The sequence below is a fragment of the Pseudomonas sp. MCal1 genome (assembly GCF_026341415.1).
In the GTDB taxonomy this organism is placed as follows: domain Bacteria; phylum Pseudomonadota; class Gammaproteobacteria; order Pseudomonadales; family Pseudomonadaceae; genus Aquipseudomonas.
Genome location: NZ_JAKUMP010000015.1, coordinates 1 through 14,333 on the forward strand (window position 1 = coordinate 1; position 14,333 = coordinate 14,333).

20 protein-coding genes and 1 pseudogene are annotated in these 14,333 nt (G+C 59.9%); 12 read left to right on the top strand and 9 right to left on the bottom strand.

Annotated features, from left to right (window positions below; all coding sequences use genetic code 11):
• Nucleotides 1-117 precede the first annotated feature (117 nt).
• Together MKZ87_RS22985 and MKZ87_RS22990 are read right to left on the bottom strand one after the other, a co-directional pair.
• The gene (locus tag MKZ87_RS22985) at nt 118-732 is read right to left on the bottom strand and encodes a hypothetical protein (RefSeq protein WP_085699189.1); all 615 of its coding nucleotides are present in this window, start codon (nt 730-732) and stop codon (nt 118-120) included.
• A gap of 123 nt (nt 733-855) precedes the next feature.
• Nucleotides 856-1,308, bottom strand: coding sequence for a GNAT family N-acetyltransferase (locus tag MKZ87_RS22990; RefSeq protein WP_085703218.1), 453 nt, complete (start codon nt 1,306-1,308; stop codon nt 856-858).
• A 124-nt stretch (nt 1,309-1,432) separates the two neighbouring features.
• Between MKZ87_RS22990 and MKZ87_RS22995 the strand changes: the two genes are divergently transcribed.
• Together MKZ87_RS22995 and MKZ87_RS23000 are read left to right on the top strand one after the other, a co-directional pair.
• A complete protein-coding gene (locus MKZ87_RS22995) occupies nt 1,433-2,074 on the top strand; it encodes a TetR/AcrR family transcriptional regulator (protein ID WP_085703310.1) in 642 nt (213 codons plus the stop codon).
• Nucleotides 2,075-2,131: 57 nt separating this feature from the next.
• On the top strand, nt 2,132-2,404 hold the full coding sequence (locus MKZ87_RS23000; protein ID WP_085703219.1) for a DUF3630 family protein: 273 nt from the start codon (nt 2,132-2,134) through the stop codon (nt 2,402-2,404).
• 121 nt (nt 2,405-2,525) lie between these two features.
• Here MKZ87_RS23000 and MKZ87_RS23005 read toward each other — a convergent pair whose 3' ends face one another.
• Together MKZ87_RS23005 and ggt are read right to left on the bottom strand one after the other, a co-directional pair.
• Nucleotides 2,526-3,059 carry a cysteine hydrolase family protein gene (locus MKZ87_RS23005; protein ID WP_085703220.1) on the bottom strand — a complete coding sequence of 178 codons (534 nt, stop codon included), beginning with the start codon at nt 3,057-3,059 and terminating at the stop codon, nt 2,526-2,528.
• A gap of 65 nt (nt 3,060-3,124) precedes the next feature.
• Nucleotides 3,125-4,852 carry a gamma-glutamyltransferase gene (gene ggt, locus MKZ87_RS23010; RefSeq protein WP_085703221.1) on the bottom strand — a complete coding sequence of 576 codons (1,728 nt, stop codon included), beginning with the start codon at nt 4,850-4,852 and terminating at the stop codon, nt 3,125-3,127.
• Between the two features lie 136 nt (nt 4,853-4,988).
• Between ggt and MKZ87_RS23015 the strand changes: the two genes are divergently transcribed.
• Nucleotides 4,989-5,504, top strand: a complete 516-nt coding sequence (locus tag MKZ87_RS23015; protein ID WP_085699179.1) for a methylated-DNA--[protein]-cysteine S-methyltransferase — start codon at nt 4,989-4,991, stop codon at nt 5,502-5,504.
• Here the strand turns inward: MKZ87_RS23015 and MKZ87_RS23020 are convergent.
• From MKZ87_RS23020 to MKZ87_RS23035, 4 genes and pseudogenes are all read right to left on the bottom strand, one after another.
• Nucleotides 5,501-6,091, bottom strand: coding sequence for an NUDIX domain-containing protein (locus MKZ87_RS23020; RefSeq protein ID WP_085703222.1), 591 nt, complete (start codon nt 6,089-6,091; stop codon nt 5,501-5,503). The genes MKZ87_RS23015 and MKZ87_RS23020 overlap by 4 nt on opposite strands.
• Before the next feature lie 143 nt (nt 6,092-6,234).
• Nucleotides 6,235-7,260, bottom strand: a pseudogene (locus MKZ87_RS23025) (chitinase); the annotation flags it as partial.
• A 40-nt stretch (nt 7,261-7,300) separates the two neighbouring features.
• Nucleotides 7,301-7,936: a lytic polysaccharide monooxygenase auxiliary activity family 9 protein gene (locus MKZ87_RS23030; RefSeq protein WP_007958235.1), complete on the bottom strand. Its 636-nt coding sequence runs from the start codon at nt 7,934-7,936 to the stop codon at nt 7,301-7,303.
• Nucleotides 7,937-8,159: 223 nt separating this feature from the next.
• Entirely contained in the window at nt 8,160-8,597 is a 438-nt protein-coding gene (locus MKZ87_RS23035; RefSeq protein WP_085703224.1) for a hemerythrin domain-containing protein, read from the bottom strand.
• Nucleotides 8,598-8,734: 137 nt separating this feature from the next.
• Between MKZ87_RS23035 and MKZ87_RS23040 the strand changes: the two genes are divergently transcribed.
• Entirely contained in the window at nt 8,735-9,160 is a 426-nt protein-coding gene (locus MKZ87_RS23040) for a GNAT family N-acetyltransferase (protein WP_085703225.1), read from the top strand.
• Between the two features lie 64 nt (nt 9,161-9,224).
• On the opposite strand, the gene MKZ87_RS23045 is transcribed toward MKZ87_RS23040, so the two are convergent.
• A complete protein-coding gene (locus tag MKZ87_RS23045) occupies nt 9,225-9,575 on the bottom strand; it encodes a hypothetical protein (protein ID WP_085699169.1) in 351 nt (116 codons plus the stop codon).
• A gap of 135 nt (nt 9,576-9,710) precedes the next feature.
• Here MKZ87_RS23045 and MKZ87_RS23050 point away from each other — a divergent pair, with 135 nt between their 5' ends.
• From MKZ87_RS23050 to MKZ87_RS23085, 8 genes are all read left to right on the top strand, one after another.
• Entirely contained in the window at nt 9,711-10,040 is a 330-nt protein-coding gene (locus MKZ87_RS23050) for a DUF6388 family protein (RefSeq protein WP_085703226.1), read from the top strand.
• A gap of 24 nt (nt 10,041-10,064) precedes the next feature.
• Nucleotides 10,065-10,766 carry a YoaK family protein gene (locus tag MKZ87_RS23055; RefSeq protein ID WP_085703227.1) on the top strand — a complete coding sequence of 234 codons (702 nt, stop codon included), beginning with the start codon at nt 10,065-10,067 and terminating at the stop codon, nt 10,764-10,766.
• Nucleotides 10,767-10,866: 100 nt separating this feature from the next.
• Nucleotides 10,867-11,259: a sulfurtransferase complex subunit TusD gene (tusD, locus tag MKZ87_RS23060; RefSeq protein ID WP_085699276.1), complete on the top strand. Its 393-nt coding sequence runs from the start codon at nt 10,867-10,869 to the stop codon at nt 11,257-11,259.
• 1 nt (nt 11,260) lies between these two features.
• Nucleotides 11,261-11,617: a sulfurtransferase complex subunit TusC gene (tusC, locus tag MKZ87_RS23065; RefSeq protein ID WP_085703228.1), complete on the top strand. Its 357-nt coding sequence runs from the start codon at nt 11,261-11,263 to the stop codon at nt 11,615-11,617.
• The gene (gene tusB / locus MKZ87_RS23070) at nt 11,617-11,910 is read left to right on the top strand and encodes a sulfurtransferase complex subunit TusB (RefSeq protein ID WP_085699161.1); all 294 of its coding nucleotides are present in this window, start codon (nt 11,617-11,619) and stop codon (nt 11,908-11,910) included. The genes tusC and tusB overlap by 1 nt, the downstream gene beginning before the upstream one ends.
• Nucleotides 11,907-12,242, top strand: a complete 336-nt coding sequence (locus MKZ87_RS23075; RefSeq protein ID WP_085699159.1) for a TusE/DsrC/DsvC family sulfur relay protein — start codon at nt 11,907-11,909, stop codon at nt 12,240-12,242. The genes tusB and MKZ87_RS23075 overlap by 4 nt, the downstream gene beginning before the upstream one ends.
• Nucleotides 12,239-13,240, top strand: a complete 1,002-nt coding sequence (locus MKZ87_RS23080) for a glycosyl transferase family protein (protein WP_085703229.1) — start codon at nt 12,239-12,241, stop codon at nt 13,238-13,240. The genes MKZ87_RS23075 and MKZ87_RS23080 overlap by 4 nt, the downstream gene beginning before the upstream one ends.
• A 91-nt stretch (nt 13,241-13,331) precedes the next feature.
• Nucleotides 13,332-14,333: a glutathione S-transferase family protein gene (locus MKZ87_RS23085; protein WP_085699155.1), complete on the top strand. Its 1,002-nt coding sequence runs from the start codon at nt 13,332-13,334 to the stop codon at nt 14,331-14,333.

Here is a 14,333-nt window from a genome sequence, read left to right on the forward strand (position 1 = left end):
CGGTTACCGGGATAGCGAATTCTTTTTCATGAAGATCAAGAGCGTCTTTCCCGGTAATCCGTGAAGAACCAAAAAAAGAGCCGCGATTGCGGCTCTTTTTTTTGCTGCTGGCGTGCGTCAGATACCCGAATATTTCGGACGGTTGCTGTCGGCCCACTCCTTGAGCAACGCATTGACCTGCCGAGTGAACGTATCGGTCACCGCCGCTTTTGGCGTATTGAACGCCAGCGGAAGGAACCAGATGCCCATCCAGGTGCCGACCGCGTCATGGTTGCTGGCGGTGGACAACGGCTGGCCTTGCTGATCGAGAGTTTCCAGGCTCATGGTGTATTGGTCGGTGGCGTAGGCCGGAATGATCGTCATGCTCAGGCCACTGATGAACGCCAGCACCATCTGACCGCCATTCGGTGGATGGTTGTACATCTTCAGACGCAGACTGTAATCACCTGGCTGCTTCTCGAACTGGTCGAAGGTGACACGACCGAACAAACCGGAATCCTTCAGGACGGTTTGCAATTGCGGTTTGAGCATCTCCCGAGCTTGCGGCATTTCCACGGCGGAAGCGCTTTTCGGCTCGCCCTGGTAGAAGTCGAAATCCACATAGACATTTGGCTTGTTGGCATAGCTGGCCATCGATGGCAGCGTGACCGGGGCCACTTCGTCCTTGGTGAAACTGGCACAGCCACCCAGCGCGAGCACCAGACCCAGCGCAAGGATTTTCCCGAATTGCATGATGTCGTCCCTAAAATGATATCAAAGAGCCTCCATTGCGGAGCGCCGGGGGCGGATTCTAGTGATGGTCTACGTTCGGGGAAAGACCTGATTCGGGAAAAACCTGAAAAAGCCGATTCAGCTTTAACGCAAATCGAGGGTGTACGTGTAATAGGCCGTATCACGCACCCAGCCAAGTGATTCGTACAAACCCTGGGCGGTGAAATTGTCGGTGGCGGTTTCCAGCACCAGCCCTTTGGCGCCGGTATTGACGGCAAAGTCGCGGGCGGTGTTCATCAATAGCCGCCCGACTCCACGGCCCCGAGAGGCCGGCGTGGTGAACAGGTCGCTGAGCAGCCAGGTTCGGTGGGCGTCTATCGAAGAGAACGTCGGGTATAGCTGGACGAATCCCAGCGCCTCACCGCTTTCATCCTCAACCAGAAAAATCGCCGATTCATTGCCGGTCATGCGCTCGGCGATGAAGGCCCGCGATTGCTCGAGATTTGACGGCTGGCCATAAAAACCACGATAGGCGTCGAACAGCTTCGCCACCGCGTCGAGGTGACTCGTCGTGGCGCGCAGTGCCTGAAGGGGCATTGTCATTTTCCTGAGGTTACCGAAACTGATACCAGCATAGCGCTGAAGAACAAGTTCGCTGGTCCAATCGCTATATAGTTTTGTATATTGCGAACCCGCAATGGCCAGAACCTTCATGCCGTCCATGAGCAGCATCCGCGAACGCAACCAGCAACTGATCCTGGCCGCCGCCAGCGAGGAATTCGCCGCCAACGGCTTCGACGCGACCCAGACCCGCGACATCGCCGCTCGCGCCGGTGTACCCAAAGCCAACCTGTATTACTACTTCCAGAGCAAAGAAAACCTCTACGGCAAAGTGCTGCTCGGCTTTATCGAACCGTTGCTGGAAGCCTCGGCGGTACTGCGCGAAAGTGACGATCCGCTGATCGGCCTGCGCGCCTACGTCGCCGCCCGCATACGCATCGCCCGCGAATATCCGGCAATTGCCAAAGTGTTCAGCGGCGAGTTGCTGCTCGGCGGTCGCCAACTGCCCGACGAATGCCGCGACCTGCTGCACGGCGAAGCCCGGCGCAATGTCGAATGCCTGCGCAGCTGGATCGACCGTGGGCTGCTGGCGCCGGTCGATCCCGAGCATTTAATGCTCTTCATCTGGTCGGCGACGCGCACCTACACCAATATTGGCTGGCAGATGGGGCGCATCACCGGGCGGGAAGTGCCGCAGGATGAGGACTATGCGTTGGCGGCGGAGACGATTACGCGGTTGGTGCTGAGCGGTGCGGTGTCCGAGCCGGTGAGCGATGTTCGCAGGTTGATGTTTGCGACTTGATTTCAGGCGGTCGCAGTATGCCTTCGCTTATTCCCGACGTCATTCAAGGAGCAACACATGGCCGAGTCAGATATTCACTTGTCGGGCAGTTCGGACACAGAATCCTTCAAGCGTATCGCCGATGAGCTCCAGCAGACGCTGAGCGGAACCTGGACAACCCAGGCCAGCGGTCTGGATCAGTGTTACTGGGACCTGGCGGTCGATGGTCAGGTGATTACCCTGCACCTGGAGCATTACCTGGGGATCATGTTGCTTGTGGAGGATGCGGATCCCCAGTGGGTAGCGTCGGAGCGGTTTCAGGCCGTGGTGCGGCGGTTGCAAATGGCGTGATTCACACGCGTCAGTGTGGGAGCGAGCTTGCTCGCGATAAGGGCAGCACATTCAACATCATCGGTGACTGAACGAATGCCATCGCGAGCAAGCTCGCTCCCACAATGACTGTGATAACCCATCAGAACGTAATCTGGGCCGCCGGCTTCACATCGATCCGCGCCACGGAACCGCTCAGATGCGCCCAATCCTTGTTGTACTCGGCGATGATGTCTTCGGCGCTCATGTTGCCGTTGTCGACCGTCGTATGGGCGTCGGCCGCCAGTTCCACGTCGTACCCCAGCTGATGGGCCTGACGCACGGTGGCGTTGACGCAGTAATCGGTTTGCATACCGCAGATCACCAGGCGGTCGAAGTCCTCCCGGGGGATCAGTTTCTGCAGGTTGGTCTGGTAGAACGAGTCGTTGGCAGTCTTGTCGACGCGCAAATCGCCGGGCGCGGTTTCCAGTCCTTCAGCCAGTTGCCAGCCTTCGGCACCGTGAGCGAACGGGCTGTCCTTTTCGCTGTGCTGGATCAGCACCACTGGAATGCCCGACTTGCGGGCGCGGGCGCTGAGGCCGTTGATGGTGTCGATTACCCGCTTGGCGTCGTGGCACTCGTACTCGCCTGCGCACAGGGCGCGCTGGACATCGATGATCAGCAATGCGGTGGTCATGGTGAGCCTTCCTTGATCGGTCCTTGAGACAGGGGCGGACGTGTGCCCGCCCCTTTTTACTCCGCTCAGTAACCCAATGACAACCCGGTGTTGCGCCGTGGATCGTTGGCGCCGTAGAAGCGGTTCTTGCCGACCGGTTTGCCACCCAGCGACGGTGCACCGACCAGAATCGCGGCGATATGGTTGGCGTCCTGCGGCCCGGCGAACTTGTGGCCCCAGCTCTCGAGGATCTTCTTCGTGTCGGGGCTGGCGGCGAAGTCTTCGAGGTTGGTTTCCTCCGGCATCCACTGCTGGTGGAAGCGCGGCGCGTCGACCGCCTCCTGCAGGCCCATGCCGTAGTCGATGACGTTGAGCATGGTCAGCAACGTCGCGGTGATGATGCGACTGCCGCCCGGCGTACCGACCACCATCACCACCTTGCCGTCCTTGGTGACGATGGTCGGGCTCATCGATGACAGCGGCGCCTTGCCCGGGGCGATAGCGTTGGCTTCACCCTGCACCAGGCCGTACATGTTCGGCACGCCGACCTTGGAAGTGAAGTCGTCCATTTCATCGTTGAGGATCACCCCGGTCTTGCTCGCCATCACGCCCGCGCCGAACCAGTCGTTGAGGGTGTAGGTGACCGAGACTGCGTTGCCCCATTTGTCGACGATTGAGTAGTGCGTGGTGTTGCTGCCTTCATGAGGTGCGACACCGGGTTTGAGCTCCGCCGACACGCCGGCCTTCTGCGGCTGGATCGCGTTACGCAGTTTGGTTGCGTAGTTCTTGTCCAGCAGGTGCTCGATCGGGTTTTTCACAAAGTCCGGGTCGCCCAGGTAGCTGTTGCGATCCACGTACGCGTGGCGCATCGCCTCGATCTGGTAGTGCATGCCCTGGGCCGAATGGAAGCCCAGATCCTTCATCGGGTAGCCTTCGAGAATGTTCATGATCTGGCAGATCACCACCCCGCCGGAGCTCGGTGGTGGTGCCGACACAACGTGGTAGCCACGATAGTCGCACTCCACCGGGGCCAGTTCGCGGGTCTTGTATTTGTCGAGGTCGGCCTGGGTGATGATGCCCTTGTTGGCCTGGCTGGACGTCACGATGGCGTCGGCCACCCAGCCTTTGTAGAAGCCATCGGCGCCTTTTTCGGAAATGGTGCGCAGGGTTTTGCCCAGATCCTTCTGCACCAGTTTCTGCCCGACCTGCATCGGCTCGCCGTTGCTCAGGAAGATCGCGCCGGAATCCTTGATGTCCTTCTTGAACACGTCGGTAGCGTACTCCAGCAGTTCGACGTCGCCCTGTTGCAGCTCGAAACCTTCTTCCGCCAGCTTGATCGCCGGGGCAATCATGTCCTTGCGCGGTTTGGTGCCGTACTTGCTCAGCGCCAGCTCCATGCCGGACACGGTGCCCGGAACGCCCACCGCGAGGTGGCCACGGGTACTCAGGTCCGGAATGACGTTGCCGTCCTTGTCCAGGTACATGTTGGCCGTTGCGGCCAGCGGGGCTTTTTCCCGGAAGTCGAGGAAGGTCTTGCGTCCGTCCGCCAGTTGAATGGTCATGAAACCACCGCCACCGAGGTTACCCGCCGCCGGGTAAACCACCGCCAGTGCATAACCCACGGCGACCGCCGCATCCACCGCGTTGCCACCACTTTTCAAGACGTCGACGCCCACGTGAGTGGCCAGGTGCTGGGCGGTGACCACCATGCCGTTTTCGGCGGCAACCGGGGCAACCGAAGCGGCGTGGGCCATCAGGCAGCTCAGCGCCAATGAGGTCGCAATCAGCGATTTGGCAAAAGGTTCGTACTTCATGAGTCGGTCTCTTCTTTTTATAAGGTAGGAAAGCGCTTCAAGAGCATCAGCCAGTATGGTCGCGTTTACGGTTTGCGCCTCCCCGATCCGGCAGTATGCTGGGCGCAGTTTTCGCCCCCGTACCGGAGTTTTTTCCATGGCCTACACGTTCATCACCCTGCCCTCGCCCGTCGGTGAGTTGAAGCTGGTCGCGAACGGTTCACGTCTGGCCGCCATCCTCTGGGAAAACGACAAACCGAACCGGGTGCGCCTCGGACCGATGAGCGAGGCACCGGACAACCCGGTGTTGATGAAAACCGCGCGACAGCTGGAAGAATATTTTGCAGGCACGCGAAACGCGTTCGATCTGGAGCTGGACTTTGCCGGCACCGAGTTCCAGAAAAAAGTCTGGGCCGCACTACTGACCATTCCGTTTGGCGAAACCCGCACCTACCGCCAGATCGCCGAACAGATCGGCCATCCGAGCGCGGTGCGTGCGGTCGGCGCGGCAAACGGGCGCAATCCGATTTCGATCATCGCGCCGTGCCATCGAGTCATCGGCGCATCAGGAAAACTGACCGGGTTTGCCGGAGGCCTGGAAGCCAAGGAGCGCTTGCTGACCCTTGAGGGTGGCCAGTGGTCGGACATTGGCAAAACCGGTGATCTGTTTTAACCGCCAAACAGGTTATTCATCGCCGCATATTGCAGCAGCATGATGGTCTTGGCATCGCAGATCTCACCACGCTGGAACGCCGCCAGCGCGTCGTCGAAACGCCACTCCAGCACTTCAAGTTCTTCGGTCTCCTCTTCCAGACCGCCCCCTTCACTGACCTTTGACGAGGCATCGTACTCGGCGATGAAAAAGTGCAACTTCTCGGTCACCGAGCCGGGACTCATGTAGGCCTCGAACACCTTCTTCACGTCATGCACGCGGTAGCCGGTTTCTTCCTCGGCTTCGTCACGGATGCGCTGCTCAGGCGCCGCACCTTCAAGCAACCCGGCCGCCACTTCAATCAGCAAACCGTCGTGACCGTTGACGAACACCGGCAGGCGGAATTGTCGGGTCAGCACCACGGTGCGTTGCTCGCGGTTGAACAGCAGAATCGCCGCGCCATTGCCACGGTCGTAGACCTCGCGCGTCTGACGCTGCCAGTCACCGTTGTTGCGGCGATAGTCGAAGGTGATTTTCTTCAGCAGATACCAGTCGTGGGACAACACCTGGGTATCGACGATGTTGACCCGCTCGGTTGTGTTGGACATGACGCCTGATCCTTTTTGTCATTCGGAAGATGGCCATGGTAGGTGAAATGATGCGAACCGCCGACGAAAAAAAGCCCGGCAGCGCTACCGGGCTTTTACTTCATTGACTACTGATGAGCCACGTTCATGGTTGCTGCATCAGTGCCCTGCGCCGCAGACGGCGCCCCGTGAATCAGCGGTCCATAACGCCGACTGAACTCCCAGTTGTACGACACGCGATCCTTGCTGGTGCCGTTATCCCAGTTCACCGACCAGGCCATCAGCCCCTTGATCGGATGCCCTTTGACCGCCAGGCGTTTCATCGCGTTACCAACCACGGTCTTGTCGATCACGTAACCGGTGGCAGCGGCATCGACGTTGGCCGGCAGGCCGATGACGAATTTGTCCGCCGGGATCTTCGTGAAACCGCGAGTGCCGGTCACCAGGCTTTCGGTCAGGTAATAGAGGAAGTCCTCTTTCATCGCATCGTTGTTCTGGGCGATCCACGCTCCATTGCCGTTATTGGCTTCCGGCACCCAGACCCCGTCGCCACCCTGGTTATAGAACTGCGGAGCGATGAAGTCGTAATAACCTTCCAGCGCCTGCAAGTAACCGACGTATTTGCCGGAGGTGGTCAGGTACGGAAACTCCGGCGCCATGCTGATGATGAAATGCTTGCCTTGGCCGGCGTAGTGATCCTTGACCAGTTTCAGTGCGGCGGGCAGGACGGCCTTGTTGGCAGCGAAATCAATCGCGCTCTGTTCAAGATCGATGTCCAGGCCGTCGAAGCCGTAGGTTTCCACCAGACGGATGATTTCATTGGCCAGCGGTTGCTCCTGGCCGGCGCGCAAGTCGATGTGCGCATCGGCACCGCCCAGGGAAATCAGCACGGCCCGCCCCTGACTGTTGAGCACGCCAACCTGACGGCGGAACTCGGCATCGGAGACGTTGAACGGCTTGAAGGTCGGAATCCCGCTGCCCTTCATGAAGGCCACCGCGACCACGTTGTATTCCTTCGGCACGTTTTCCAGAGCGATGTTGGCGAACTGGCCGCGCTGGTAACCATCGCTCGGTCCGGCTGGCCAGTTGTGCCAGAAGCCCATGAGGATCTTCTTGCCGGCAAGTGTCGGCATCAGCGACGCCGCGTCGCTGGCCTGGTTTTTCAATAGGGTGAAGTCGATGTTTGACATGTTCTAATCCTTCAGAACCTGCGGGTTTGATGTTGCGGGCTTATTTGAAGTCCACATCGAAGGCCTGATAGAAGGCGTTGCCGGTGTTGGCGACGATCCACATCAGGACAATGACGTGATGCCCCTGCTTGTTGCCGGGAAGTTTCACGGCGTGGTTGACCTTGGCTTTCAATTCCGCCGAGTGACTGTAATAAGGCACTTGCGGATAGAAATCCTCGGCGAACGGCTGCGCCTCCAGTTGCGCTCGCGTGATGCGTTGTTTCGGGTCCCAGCCATCCTTGGTGATCAGCCAGCGGTAACCGCGGGTGGTGTGCGGCGCGGTGTACTCCCACTTGACCTCAAGGGTCTGGCCGGGGGTGACATTGAGCAGCGGCCAGGAGAACGGACGTCCGAGTTTCTTGCTCATTTCTTCTGCGGTGAAGTTCACGCAATCACGTGCGTCGTTTTTGCCGCCACTGAGAATATAGCCGTCAGCGGGCGGCACGACGCTCGGATTGTCGCTTTCGAATGGCGCGGGAAACGGGCCGGCCGCGAGTGCCGGGAAGTTCTTGCCGCCTTCCATTTCATTGACCTGCCAGCCGCCGAGCAATCCTTGCTCGATGGCCACCGCACCGCGGCTTGCAGGGGAAATGACGCGACCGTGTCGCAGTTGAGTTTGAGCTTGTGGTTGATTCATGTTTTTCACTCCGTTGATTTAAGAACTCTCCTGTCCAAGGAGAGGCCTTCAAGCTAACGGAGGAGGATTTTTTGTCCATCGGCGGTTTTGTCGCAGTCTGCCTCGACGAAATTCGAAAAACGCCGAAAACACTGTATATAAACACAGTGCATTGCGATGAGGCTCACTCAACGCATGGCAAAAGGACTACACCGCGTTATTGCAAAAACCTGCATTCAGCGGTTCAGGAAAGCTGTGCCTTGAACTCCTTTTCATATTGCCCGGCGAGCTGTTCCTTTTGCTTGTCGTCGAGCAGCTTGCCGGCCATCTGGAAGAACTTCTGCTCTTCTTCCTGCAGGTGGTGATGGACTTTCTCCGAAAGCTTTTTCGCCGTGGCCAGCCAGGCCGGACTGGACATCTCGATCTCGTCGAGTTCTTCCATCATCTCGTCCATTTCATGGTGTTCGGCAATGGCATGGCGGCTGAGGTCGACACCGTTGTCGAACTCCATCAGCGGGATATAGAAGTGGCGCTCTTCGGCCGTTTCGTGGGCCTGCAACTCAGCCTTCAACCGCTTGTAGGCCTCGACCCTTTCCGGGGTGTCACCGCTGGTCTCGATCAACGATTTCGCGTAGGTCCGCTGACGGTCGTGGCTTTCACGAAGGGCTTCGAAAATGTTCATGGAATCTCCCAGGCAAACGCGTTCCGGATGGACGCCCTAAAGGGCTAGACCCCGGCACAACAGCGACGGTTCCAAGCGTTTGCCTGAATCGGCTGCGGCGCGATAGGCTGCCGATTCATTACTACAAGGAAGACAACATGACGTTGCGGATCGAGCTGTCACAAGACCCCACCGAAGAACAGCGCGCAGCCATCCTGGCGCCCCTGCGTTCCCATAACATCGCCAAGGCCGGGCCTTCGCTGTACGAACCGGTTGCTCTGCTGGTGCGCGATGATAATGACGCGATCCTCGGTGGCCTTTATGGGCACACGTTCTATCGGTGGCTGTTTATCGAGTTGCTGGCGGTGCCGGAAGAGGGTCGGGGACAGGGGATCGGCTCGAAGCTGATGCAGATGGTCGAGGAATTCGCCCGGGAAAAAGACTGCGTAGGGATCTGGCTCGATACCTTTGATTTTCAGGCGCCCGGGTTCTACAAAAAACTGGGGTATATCGAGTGTGGCGAGATTGCGGATTACCCGCTGGGGCACAAGCGGCATTTCTTCCAGAAGCGCTTGATTGATTGAATTCAGCGCCCCTCGCCCGCAGGCTGGCGCGGGGCGCGTAGCGTCAACGCATCCAGCTGCCTCGTTACAGACAGGTTGCCAGTGCCGCCAAGCGGCGCTTGGCCACAAAATCATCCTTCTGCGCGTAGTAATTCAGCACGGTGCCGGACGCCTCCGTGGTCAAGTCGACAAACGACTCCGCCGAGCGCGTATAGACCGTCGAACCGCCCTTCTTGCCCGGTTGCAGATACGCCGCCGCGTCCACGCCGAACACCGCTTCGTCCTGCCAGGCGAACTGAACGCACCGCGCCACGTCTTTTTCGGGCTTGTCCGAATTCAGGGTCTTGTAAGGGGTTTGCGTGCGGGCGTCTTCCATCGCCGAACCCGCGCAACCGGCCAGCAGGGTTGCCGCCAGCGCCACCATCAGCATTCGCATTGCATTCGCTCATTCGGAAAAAAGCGGACTGTATCACCGCAACGCCAAAAAACGTTCTGCTTTACTGCATTTAGAGCGCGACACATGCCGGCCGCTGCGGCACATTAACGGTCATCAGCCTTACAAGGAAAGCCCATGGCGCCTACTGAACAGCGACACGAACAGGCCCTGAAACTGTTTCTCGATGCGCATGCGGAACTGCGCGAAACCCTCGACCACCTCAACCCGCTACTGGCCCAGGCCAAGGGCGAAACCCAGGCGCAGTACCGCGAAGAACGGCTGCACGAAGCTTTCGAAGCCGAGGCCGAAAGCCAAGGGTTGTTTGCCTGGGAACTGACGTTGCAGCTCACCGCCGCGACGCCCGAGGAGTATCAGGCGCAACGCCTGGAAGTGCATCGCGAAGTGGCGGAAATGGCCGGGATGGACTGGCTGGAATATTGCGATCTGTATGGCATAGAACCGTAACCCCTGCACAAGGATGCTGCCTCGATGCTGCCTTCCACCTCGACCCACCGCGCCAGCCCCGGACACCTTCACATACAGAAATGGCGCGGCCGTGTTGGCCTGGCGCTGGTTGCCTGTCTGTCGGTATTGGCCGGCATGACCGACGCCATCGGCTTCATGGCCAGCGGCGATTTCGTTTCCTTCATGAGCGGCAACACAACGCGACTGGCAGTGGCGATCAGCGAGGGTGACAGCGGACTGACATTGAGGCTGATCCTGCTGGTGGCGACGTTCATTGTCGGCAATGCCCTGGGTGTCGTGGTCAGCCGACTGGGTGGACGACGGGCGCTGCCATTGCTGCTGTCCATCGCCGCTCTGCTCTGTTTGGCAGCCTGGCCCTTTGACACGCAACTGCCGGCCCTGCTGGCGGCGATTATTGCGATGGGCATGCTCAACGCGGCGGTGGAAGAAGTGAACGGTCTGCCGGTCGGGCTGACGTATGTCACCGGCGCACTGTCACGATTCGGCCGGGGATTGGGGCGGTGGGTGCTAGGCGAACGGCGAAGTGGCTGGCGGGTGCAACTGGTGCCGTGGAGCGGGATGCTGGTCGGGGCCATTCTGGGGGCGGTGCTGGAACATCATCTGGGGCTCAAGGCGATGTTGGTCAGCGCACTGTTTGCTGGCGTTCTGGGGCTGCTGACCCTGAAAATTCCGCGGCGCTGGCAGTTGGGCTACATGCCGCGCTGACAACCTCCTGTTCGCATCGAGACGGGCGCGGGAAACATCGACTTCGCCGCCCCGCCGAGAAAGCTTTATCATGGCCGCAGTTTTGCTGATCGAGTCCGTCATGAAGTTCGCCATTGCGCTGTTTTCCGCCGCCCATGCGCCGTCCTCGCGCCGCGCCCTGCTGTTCGCCCAGGCTGCGCTGGCCGGCGGGCATGAGATTGTCCGGCTGTTTTTCTATCAGGACGGGGTCCACAACGCGTCCGACGCCGTAGTCACGCCGCAGGACGAACTGGACCTGCCCAAGCAGTGGCGAACCTTCATCACCGAACAAAACCTCGACGGCGTGGTGTGCATCGCCGCGGCCCTGCGCCGTGGCGTGTTGAATGCCGAGGAAGCCGGACGTTATCAGCGTGATGCCGTGGCAGTCAGCGCACCGTGGGAATTGTCCGGCCTCGGTCAGTTGCATGACGCGGTGCAGGATGCCGACCGCCTGATCTGTTTCGGAGGCGCATGACATGGCCAAGTCCCTTCTGATTATCAGCCGTCAATCGCCGTGGTCCGGCCCCGGCGCCCGCGAAGCGCTGGACATCGTGCTGGCCGGTGGCGCGTTCGATCTGCCGATCGGCCTGCTGTTTCTCGACGACGGTGTGTTGCAACTCGCCGCCGGGCAGAATGCCAAGGCCCTGCAACAGAAAGACCTGAGCGCCAACCTGCAAGCATTGCCGATGTTCGGTGTCGAAGAGCTGTTCTACTGCGCCGACAGCGCCAGTGCTCGCGGCCTCGTCAATCGTTCGCTGGACGAGGCGCAGCCTTTGGCCGCCGAGCAAATCACCGCCCTCATTGACCGTTACGACCAGGTGATCACCCTCTGATGTCGACTCTGCATGTGTTGTCCCATTCCCCGTTCGGCGACGAACGCCTGACCAGTTGCCTGCGTCTGCTGGGTGCCAGCGATGCGTTGTTGCTGTGTGGCGATGCCGCTTATGCGCTACAACCCGGCACTGCGCCGTTCAGTGCGCTGGAATTCCGCAAGGTGAAATTGTTCGTGCTGGCCGAAGATGCGCAAGCCCGCGCCGTGCAGGTTCCGGACTGGGCCGAAGCCATCGATTACCCGGCCTTCGTCGAGCTGTCGATCCACCACGCCAAGGTCAACAGCTGGCTATGAGTGCGCTGACCGTCGGCGCTCGCGCCATTGAACTGGACAAGGACGGCTTTCTGGTCGACCTCAACGACTGGTCGGCCGAAGTCGCCAGCGCCCTCGCCGCTGCCGAAGACATCGAACTGAGCCCGGAACACTGGGAAGTCCTCGAGCTGCTGCGCAGCTTCTATGCCGAATTCCAGCTCTCCCCGGCCACCCGGCCGCTGATCAAGTACACCGCGCTCAAACTCGGCGCGGAGAAAGGCAACAGCCTGCACCTGAACCGACTGTTCAAAGGCACCCCTGCCAAACTCGCCGCGAAACTGGCGGGCCTGCCCAAACCGACGAATTGCCTATGACCGACTATCCAGCGCTGACCCTCGAAACGCCCGCCGAGCATCCGTTCGCCCAGTTCGTGCGTATCCTCGGCAAGGGCAAGCGCGGCGCCCGAGACCTGACCCGCGAGGAAGCCCGGCAAGCCATGGGCATGGTGCTCGATGAAGCGGTCGAGGAAACCCAGCTCGGCGCGTTCCTGATGTTGCTGCGGCACAAGGAAGAAAGCGCCGAGGAAATGGCCGGCTTCACCGAAGCTCTGCGTGAACGCTTGCAGGCACCGGCACTGGACGTCGATCTGGACTGGCCGACCTACGCAGGCAAGAAGCGTCACCTGCCGTGGTATCTGCTGGCTGCCAAGTGCCTGGCGCAGAACGGCGTGCGCATCTTCATGCACGGGGGTGGCGCCCACACCGCCGGGCGTTTGTATTCCGAACAGTTGCTCGGTGAGCTGAACATTCCGCTGTGCCGCAACTGGCAGCAAGTCGGTGCGGCGCTGGATAACGGTGGCCTGGCGTTCATGCCACTGGTGGACTGGGCGCCGCAGCTGCAAAGGATGATCGACCTGCGCAATACCCTGGGTCTGCGCTCGCCGATCCATTCGCTGGCGCGAATCCTCAATCCACTGGGCGCGCGTTGCGGCCTGCAGAGTATTTTCCACCCCGGCTACCAAGCGGTGCATCGCGATGCCTGCGGCCTGCTCGGTGACACGGCGATCGTGATCAAGGGTGACGGCGGCGAAATCGAGATCAACCCGGATGCCGACAGTCACTTGTACGGCACCACCGGCGGCGAGAGCTGGGACGAGGAATGGCCGCAACTGTCGACGCAGCGTCATGTCAAACCGGCGTCGCTGGATGTCGAGCATCTGAAGGCGGTCTGGCGCGGCGATGTGGTCGACAGCTACCCGCAAATGGCGCTGATTTCGACCATGGCGCTGGCACTTCGTGGCCTTGGCCACTCCCGTGAACAGGCTTTCGAAACCGCCGAGAAATACTGGGCTGCGCGGGACAAATCGATTTAACCGATCATTAACGCCCGATCTTTGCGCTTTTTGTTCGAACTCATCGGAATAGACTCGGCTCCAACGAATATTGGTTTATGGAGTCTTGATCATGGGTTTACTCGTCGACGGCCGCTGGCAGGACAAGTGGTACGAAAGCAGCAAGGACGGCGCGTTCCAGCGTGAACAGGCGCAACGCCGCAATTGGGTCACTCGCAACGGCGAGCCGGGCCCGAGCGGTGAAGGCGGTTTTGCCGCCGAAGCCGGGCGTTATCACCTTTACGTCTCCCTGGCGTGTCCATGGGCTCATCGCACGCTGATCCTGCGCAAGCTCAAGGGCCTGGAAAGCCTGATCGACGTGTCAGTCGTCAGCTGGCTGATGCTGGAAAACGGCTGGACCTTCGACCAGAACCTCGGTTCGACCGGCGACAAACTCGACCACTTCGATTTCATGCATCAGCGCTACACCGCCGACACCGCCGACTACACCGGCCGCGTCACCGTACCGGTGCTATGGGACAAGAAACTGAAACGTATCGTCAGCAACGAATCGGCGGAGATCATCCGCATGTTCAACAGTGCCTTCGATGACTTGACCGGCAACGATCTGGACTTCTATCCGGCGCCATTGCGCGGCGAGATCGATGCGCTGAACGAGCGGATCTACCCTGCCGTGAACAACGGCGTGTATCGCGCCGGGTTCGCCACCTCGCAAAAAGCCTATGAAGAGGCGTTCGACGATGTGTTTGCCGAACTGGATCATCTGGAGCAGGTTCTGGGCGCCAACCGTTATCTGACGGGCGAATACCTGACTGAGGCGGACGTGCGTCTGTTCACCACGGTGATTCGTTTCGACGCGGTGTACCACGGGCACTTCAAATGCAATCTGCGGCGGATCAGCGATTATCCGAACCTGTCGAACTGGCTGCGGGAGATGTACCAGTGGCCGGGCATTGCCGAGACCGTGGATTTCCAGCACATCAAGAATCACTACTACGGCAGCCACAAGACCATCAACCCGACCGGAGTTGTGCCGAAGGGGCCGAAGCAGGATTTCACTGTTGCCCATGACCGGAACCGGTTGAGCGGGAAAGGGATCTGGCGCAGAGGTTGA

What these genes read in the sequence shown, in the direction of transcription:
- MKZ87_RS22985 (WP_085699189.1), bottom strand. Translation starts at nt 732, where the DNA reads ATGCAATTCGGGAAAATCCTTGCGCTGGGTCTGGTGCTCGCGCTGGGT.
- MKZ87_RS22990 (WP_085703218.1), bottom strand. Translation starts at nt 1,308, where the DNA reads ATGCCCCTTCAGGCACTGCGCGCCACGACGAGTCACCTCGACGCGGTG.
- MKZ87_RS22995 (WP_085703310.1), top strand. Translation starts at nt 1,433, where the DNA reads ATGAGCAGCATCCGCGAACGCAACCAGCAACTGATCCTGGCCGCCGCC.
- MKZ87_RS23000 (WP_085703219.1), top strand. Translation starts at nt 2,132, where the DNA reads ATGGCCGAGTCAGATATTCACTTGTCGGGCAGTTCGGACACAGAATCC.
- MKZ87_RS23005 (WP_085703220.1), bottom strand. Translation starts at nt 3,059, where the DNA reads ATGACCACCGCATTGCTGATCATCGATGTCCAGCGCGCCCTGTGCGCA.
- ggt (WP_085703221.1), bottom strand. Translation starts at nt 4,852, where the DNA reads ATGAAGTACGAACCTTTTGCCAAATCGCTGATTGCGACCTCATTGGCG.
- MKZ87_RS23015 (WP_085699179.1), top strand. Translation starts at nt 4,989, where the DNA reads ATGGCCTACACGTTCATCACCCTGCCCTCGCCCGTCGGTGAGTTGAAG.
- MKZ87_RS23020 (WP_085703222.1), bottom strand. Translation starts at nt 6,091, where the DNA reads ATGTCCAACACAACCGAGCGGGTCAACATCGTCGATACCCAGGTGTTG.
- MKZ87_RS23030 (WP_007958235.1), bottom strand. Translation starts at nt 7,936, where the DNA reads ATGAATCAACCACAAGCTCAAACTCAACTGCGACACGGTCGCGTCATT.
- MKZ87_RS23035 (WP_085703224.1), bottom strand. Translation starts at nt 8,597, where the DNA reads ATGAACATTTTCGAAGCCCTTCGTGAAAGCCACGACCGTCAGCGGACC.
- MKZ87_RS23040 (WP_085703225.1), top strand. Translation starts at nt 8,735, where the DNA reads ATGACGTTGCGGATCGAGCTGTCACAAGACCCCACCGAAGAACAGCGC.
- MKZ87_RS23045 (WP_085699169.1), bottom strand. Translation starts at nt 9,575, where the DNA reads ATGCGAATGCTGATGGTGGCGCTGGCGGCAACCCTGCTGGCCGGTTGC.
- MKZ87_RS23050 (WP_085703226.1), top strand. Translation starts at nt 9,711, where the DNA reads ATGGCGCCTACTGAACAGCGACACGAACAGGCCCTGAAACTGTTTCTC.
- MKZ87_RS23055 (WP_085703227.1), top strand. Translation starts at nt 10,065, where the DNA reads ATGCTGCCTTCCACCTCGACCCACCGCGCCAGCCCCGGACACCTTCAC.
- tusD (WP_085699276.1), top strand. Translation starts at nt 10,867, where the DNA reads ATGAAGTTCGCCATTGCGCTGTTTTCCGCCGCCCATGCGCCGTCCTCG.
- tusC (WP_085703228.1), top strand. Translation starts at nt 11,261, where the DNA reads ATGGCCAAGTCCCTTCTGATTATCAGCCGTCAATCGCCGTGGTCCGGC.
- tusB (WP_085699161.1), top strand. Translation starts at nt 11,617, where the DNA reads ATGTCGACTCTGCATGTGTTGTCCCATTCCCCGTTCGGCGACGAACGC.
- MKZ87_RS23075 (WP_085699159.1), top strand. Translation starts at nt 11,907, where the DNA reads ATGAGTGCGCTGACCGTCGGCGCTCGCGCCATTGAACTGGACAAGGAC.
- MKZ87_RS23080 (WP_085703229.1), top strand. Translation starts at nt 12,239, where the DNA reads ATGACCGACTATCCAGCGCTGACCCTCGAAACGCCCGCCGAGCATCCG.
- MKZ87_RS23085 (WP_085699155.1), top strand. Translation starts at nt 13,332, where the DNA reads ATGGGTTTACTCGTCGACGGCCGCTGGCAGGACAAGTGGTACGAAAGC.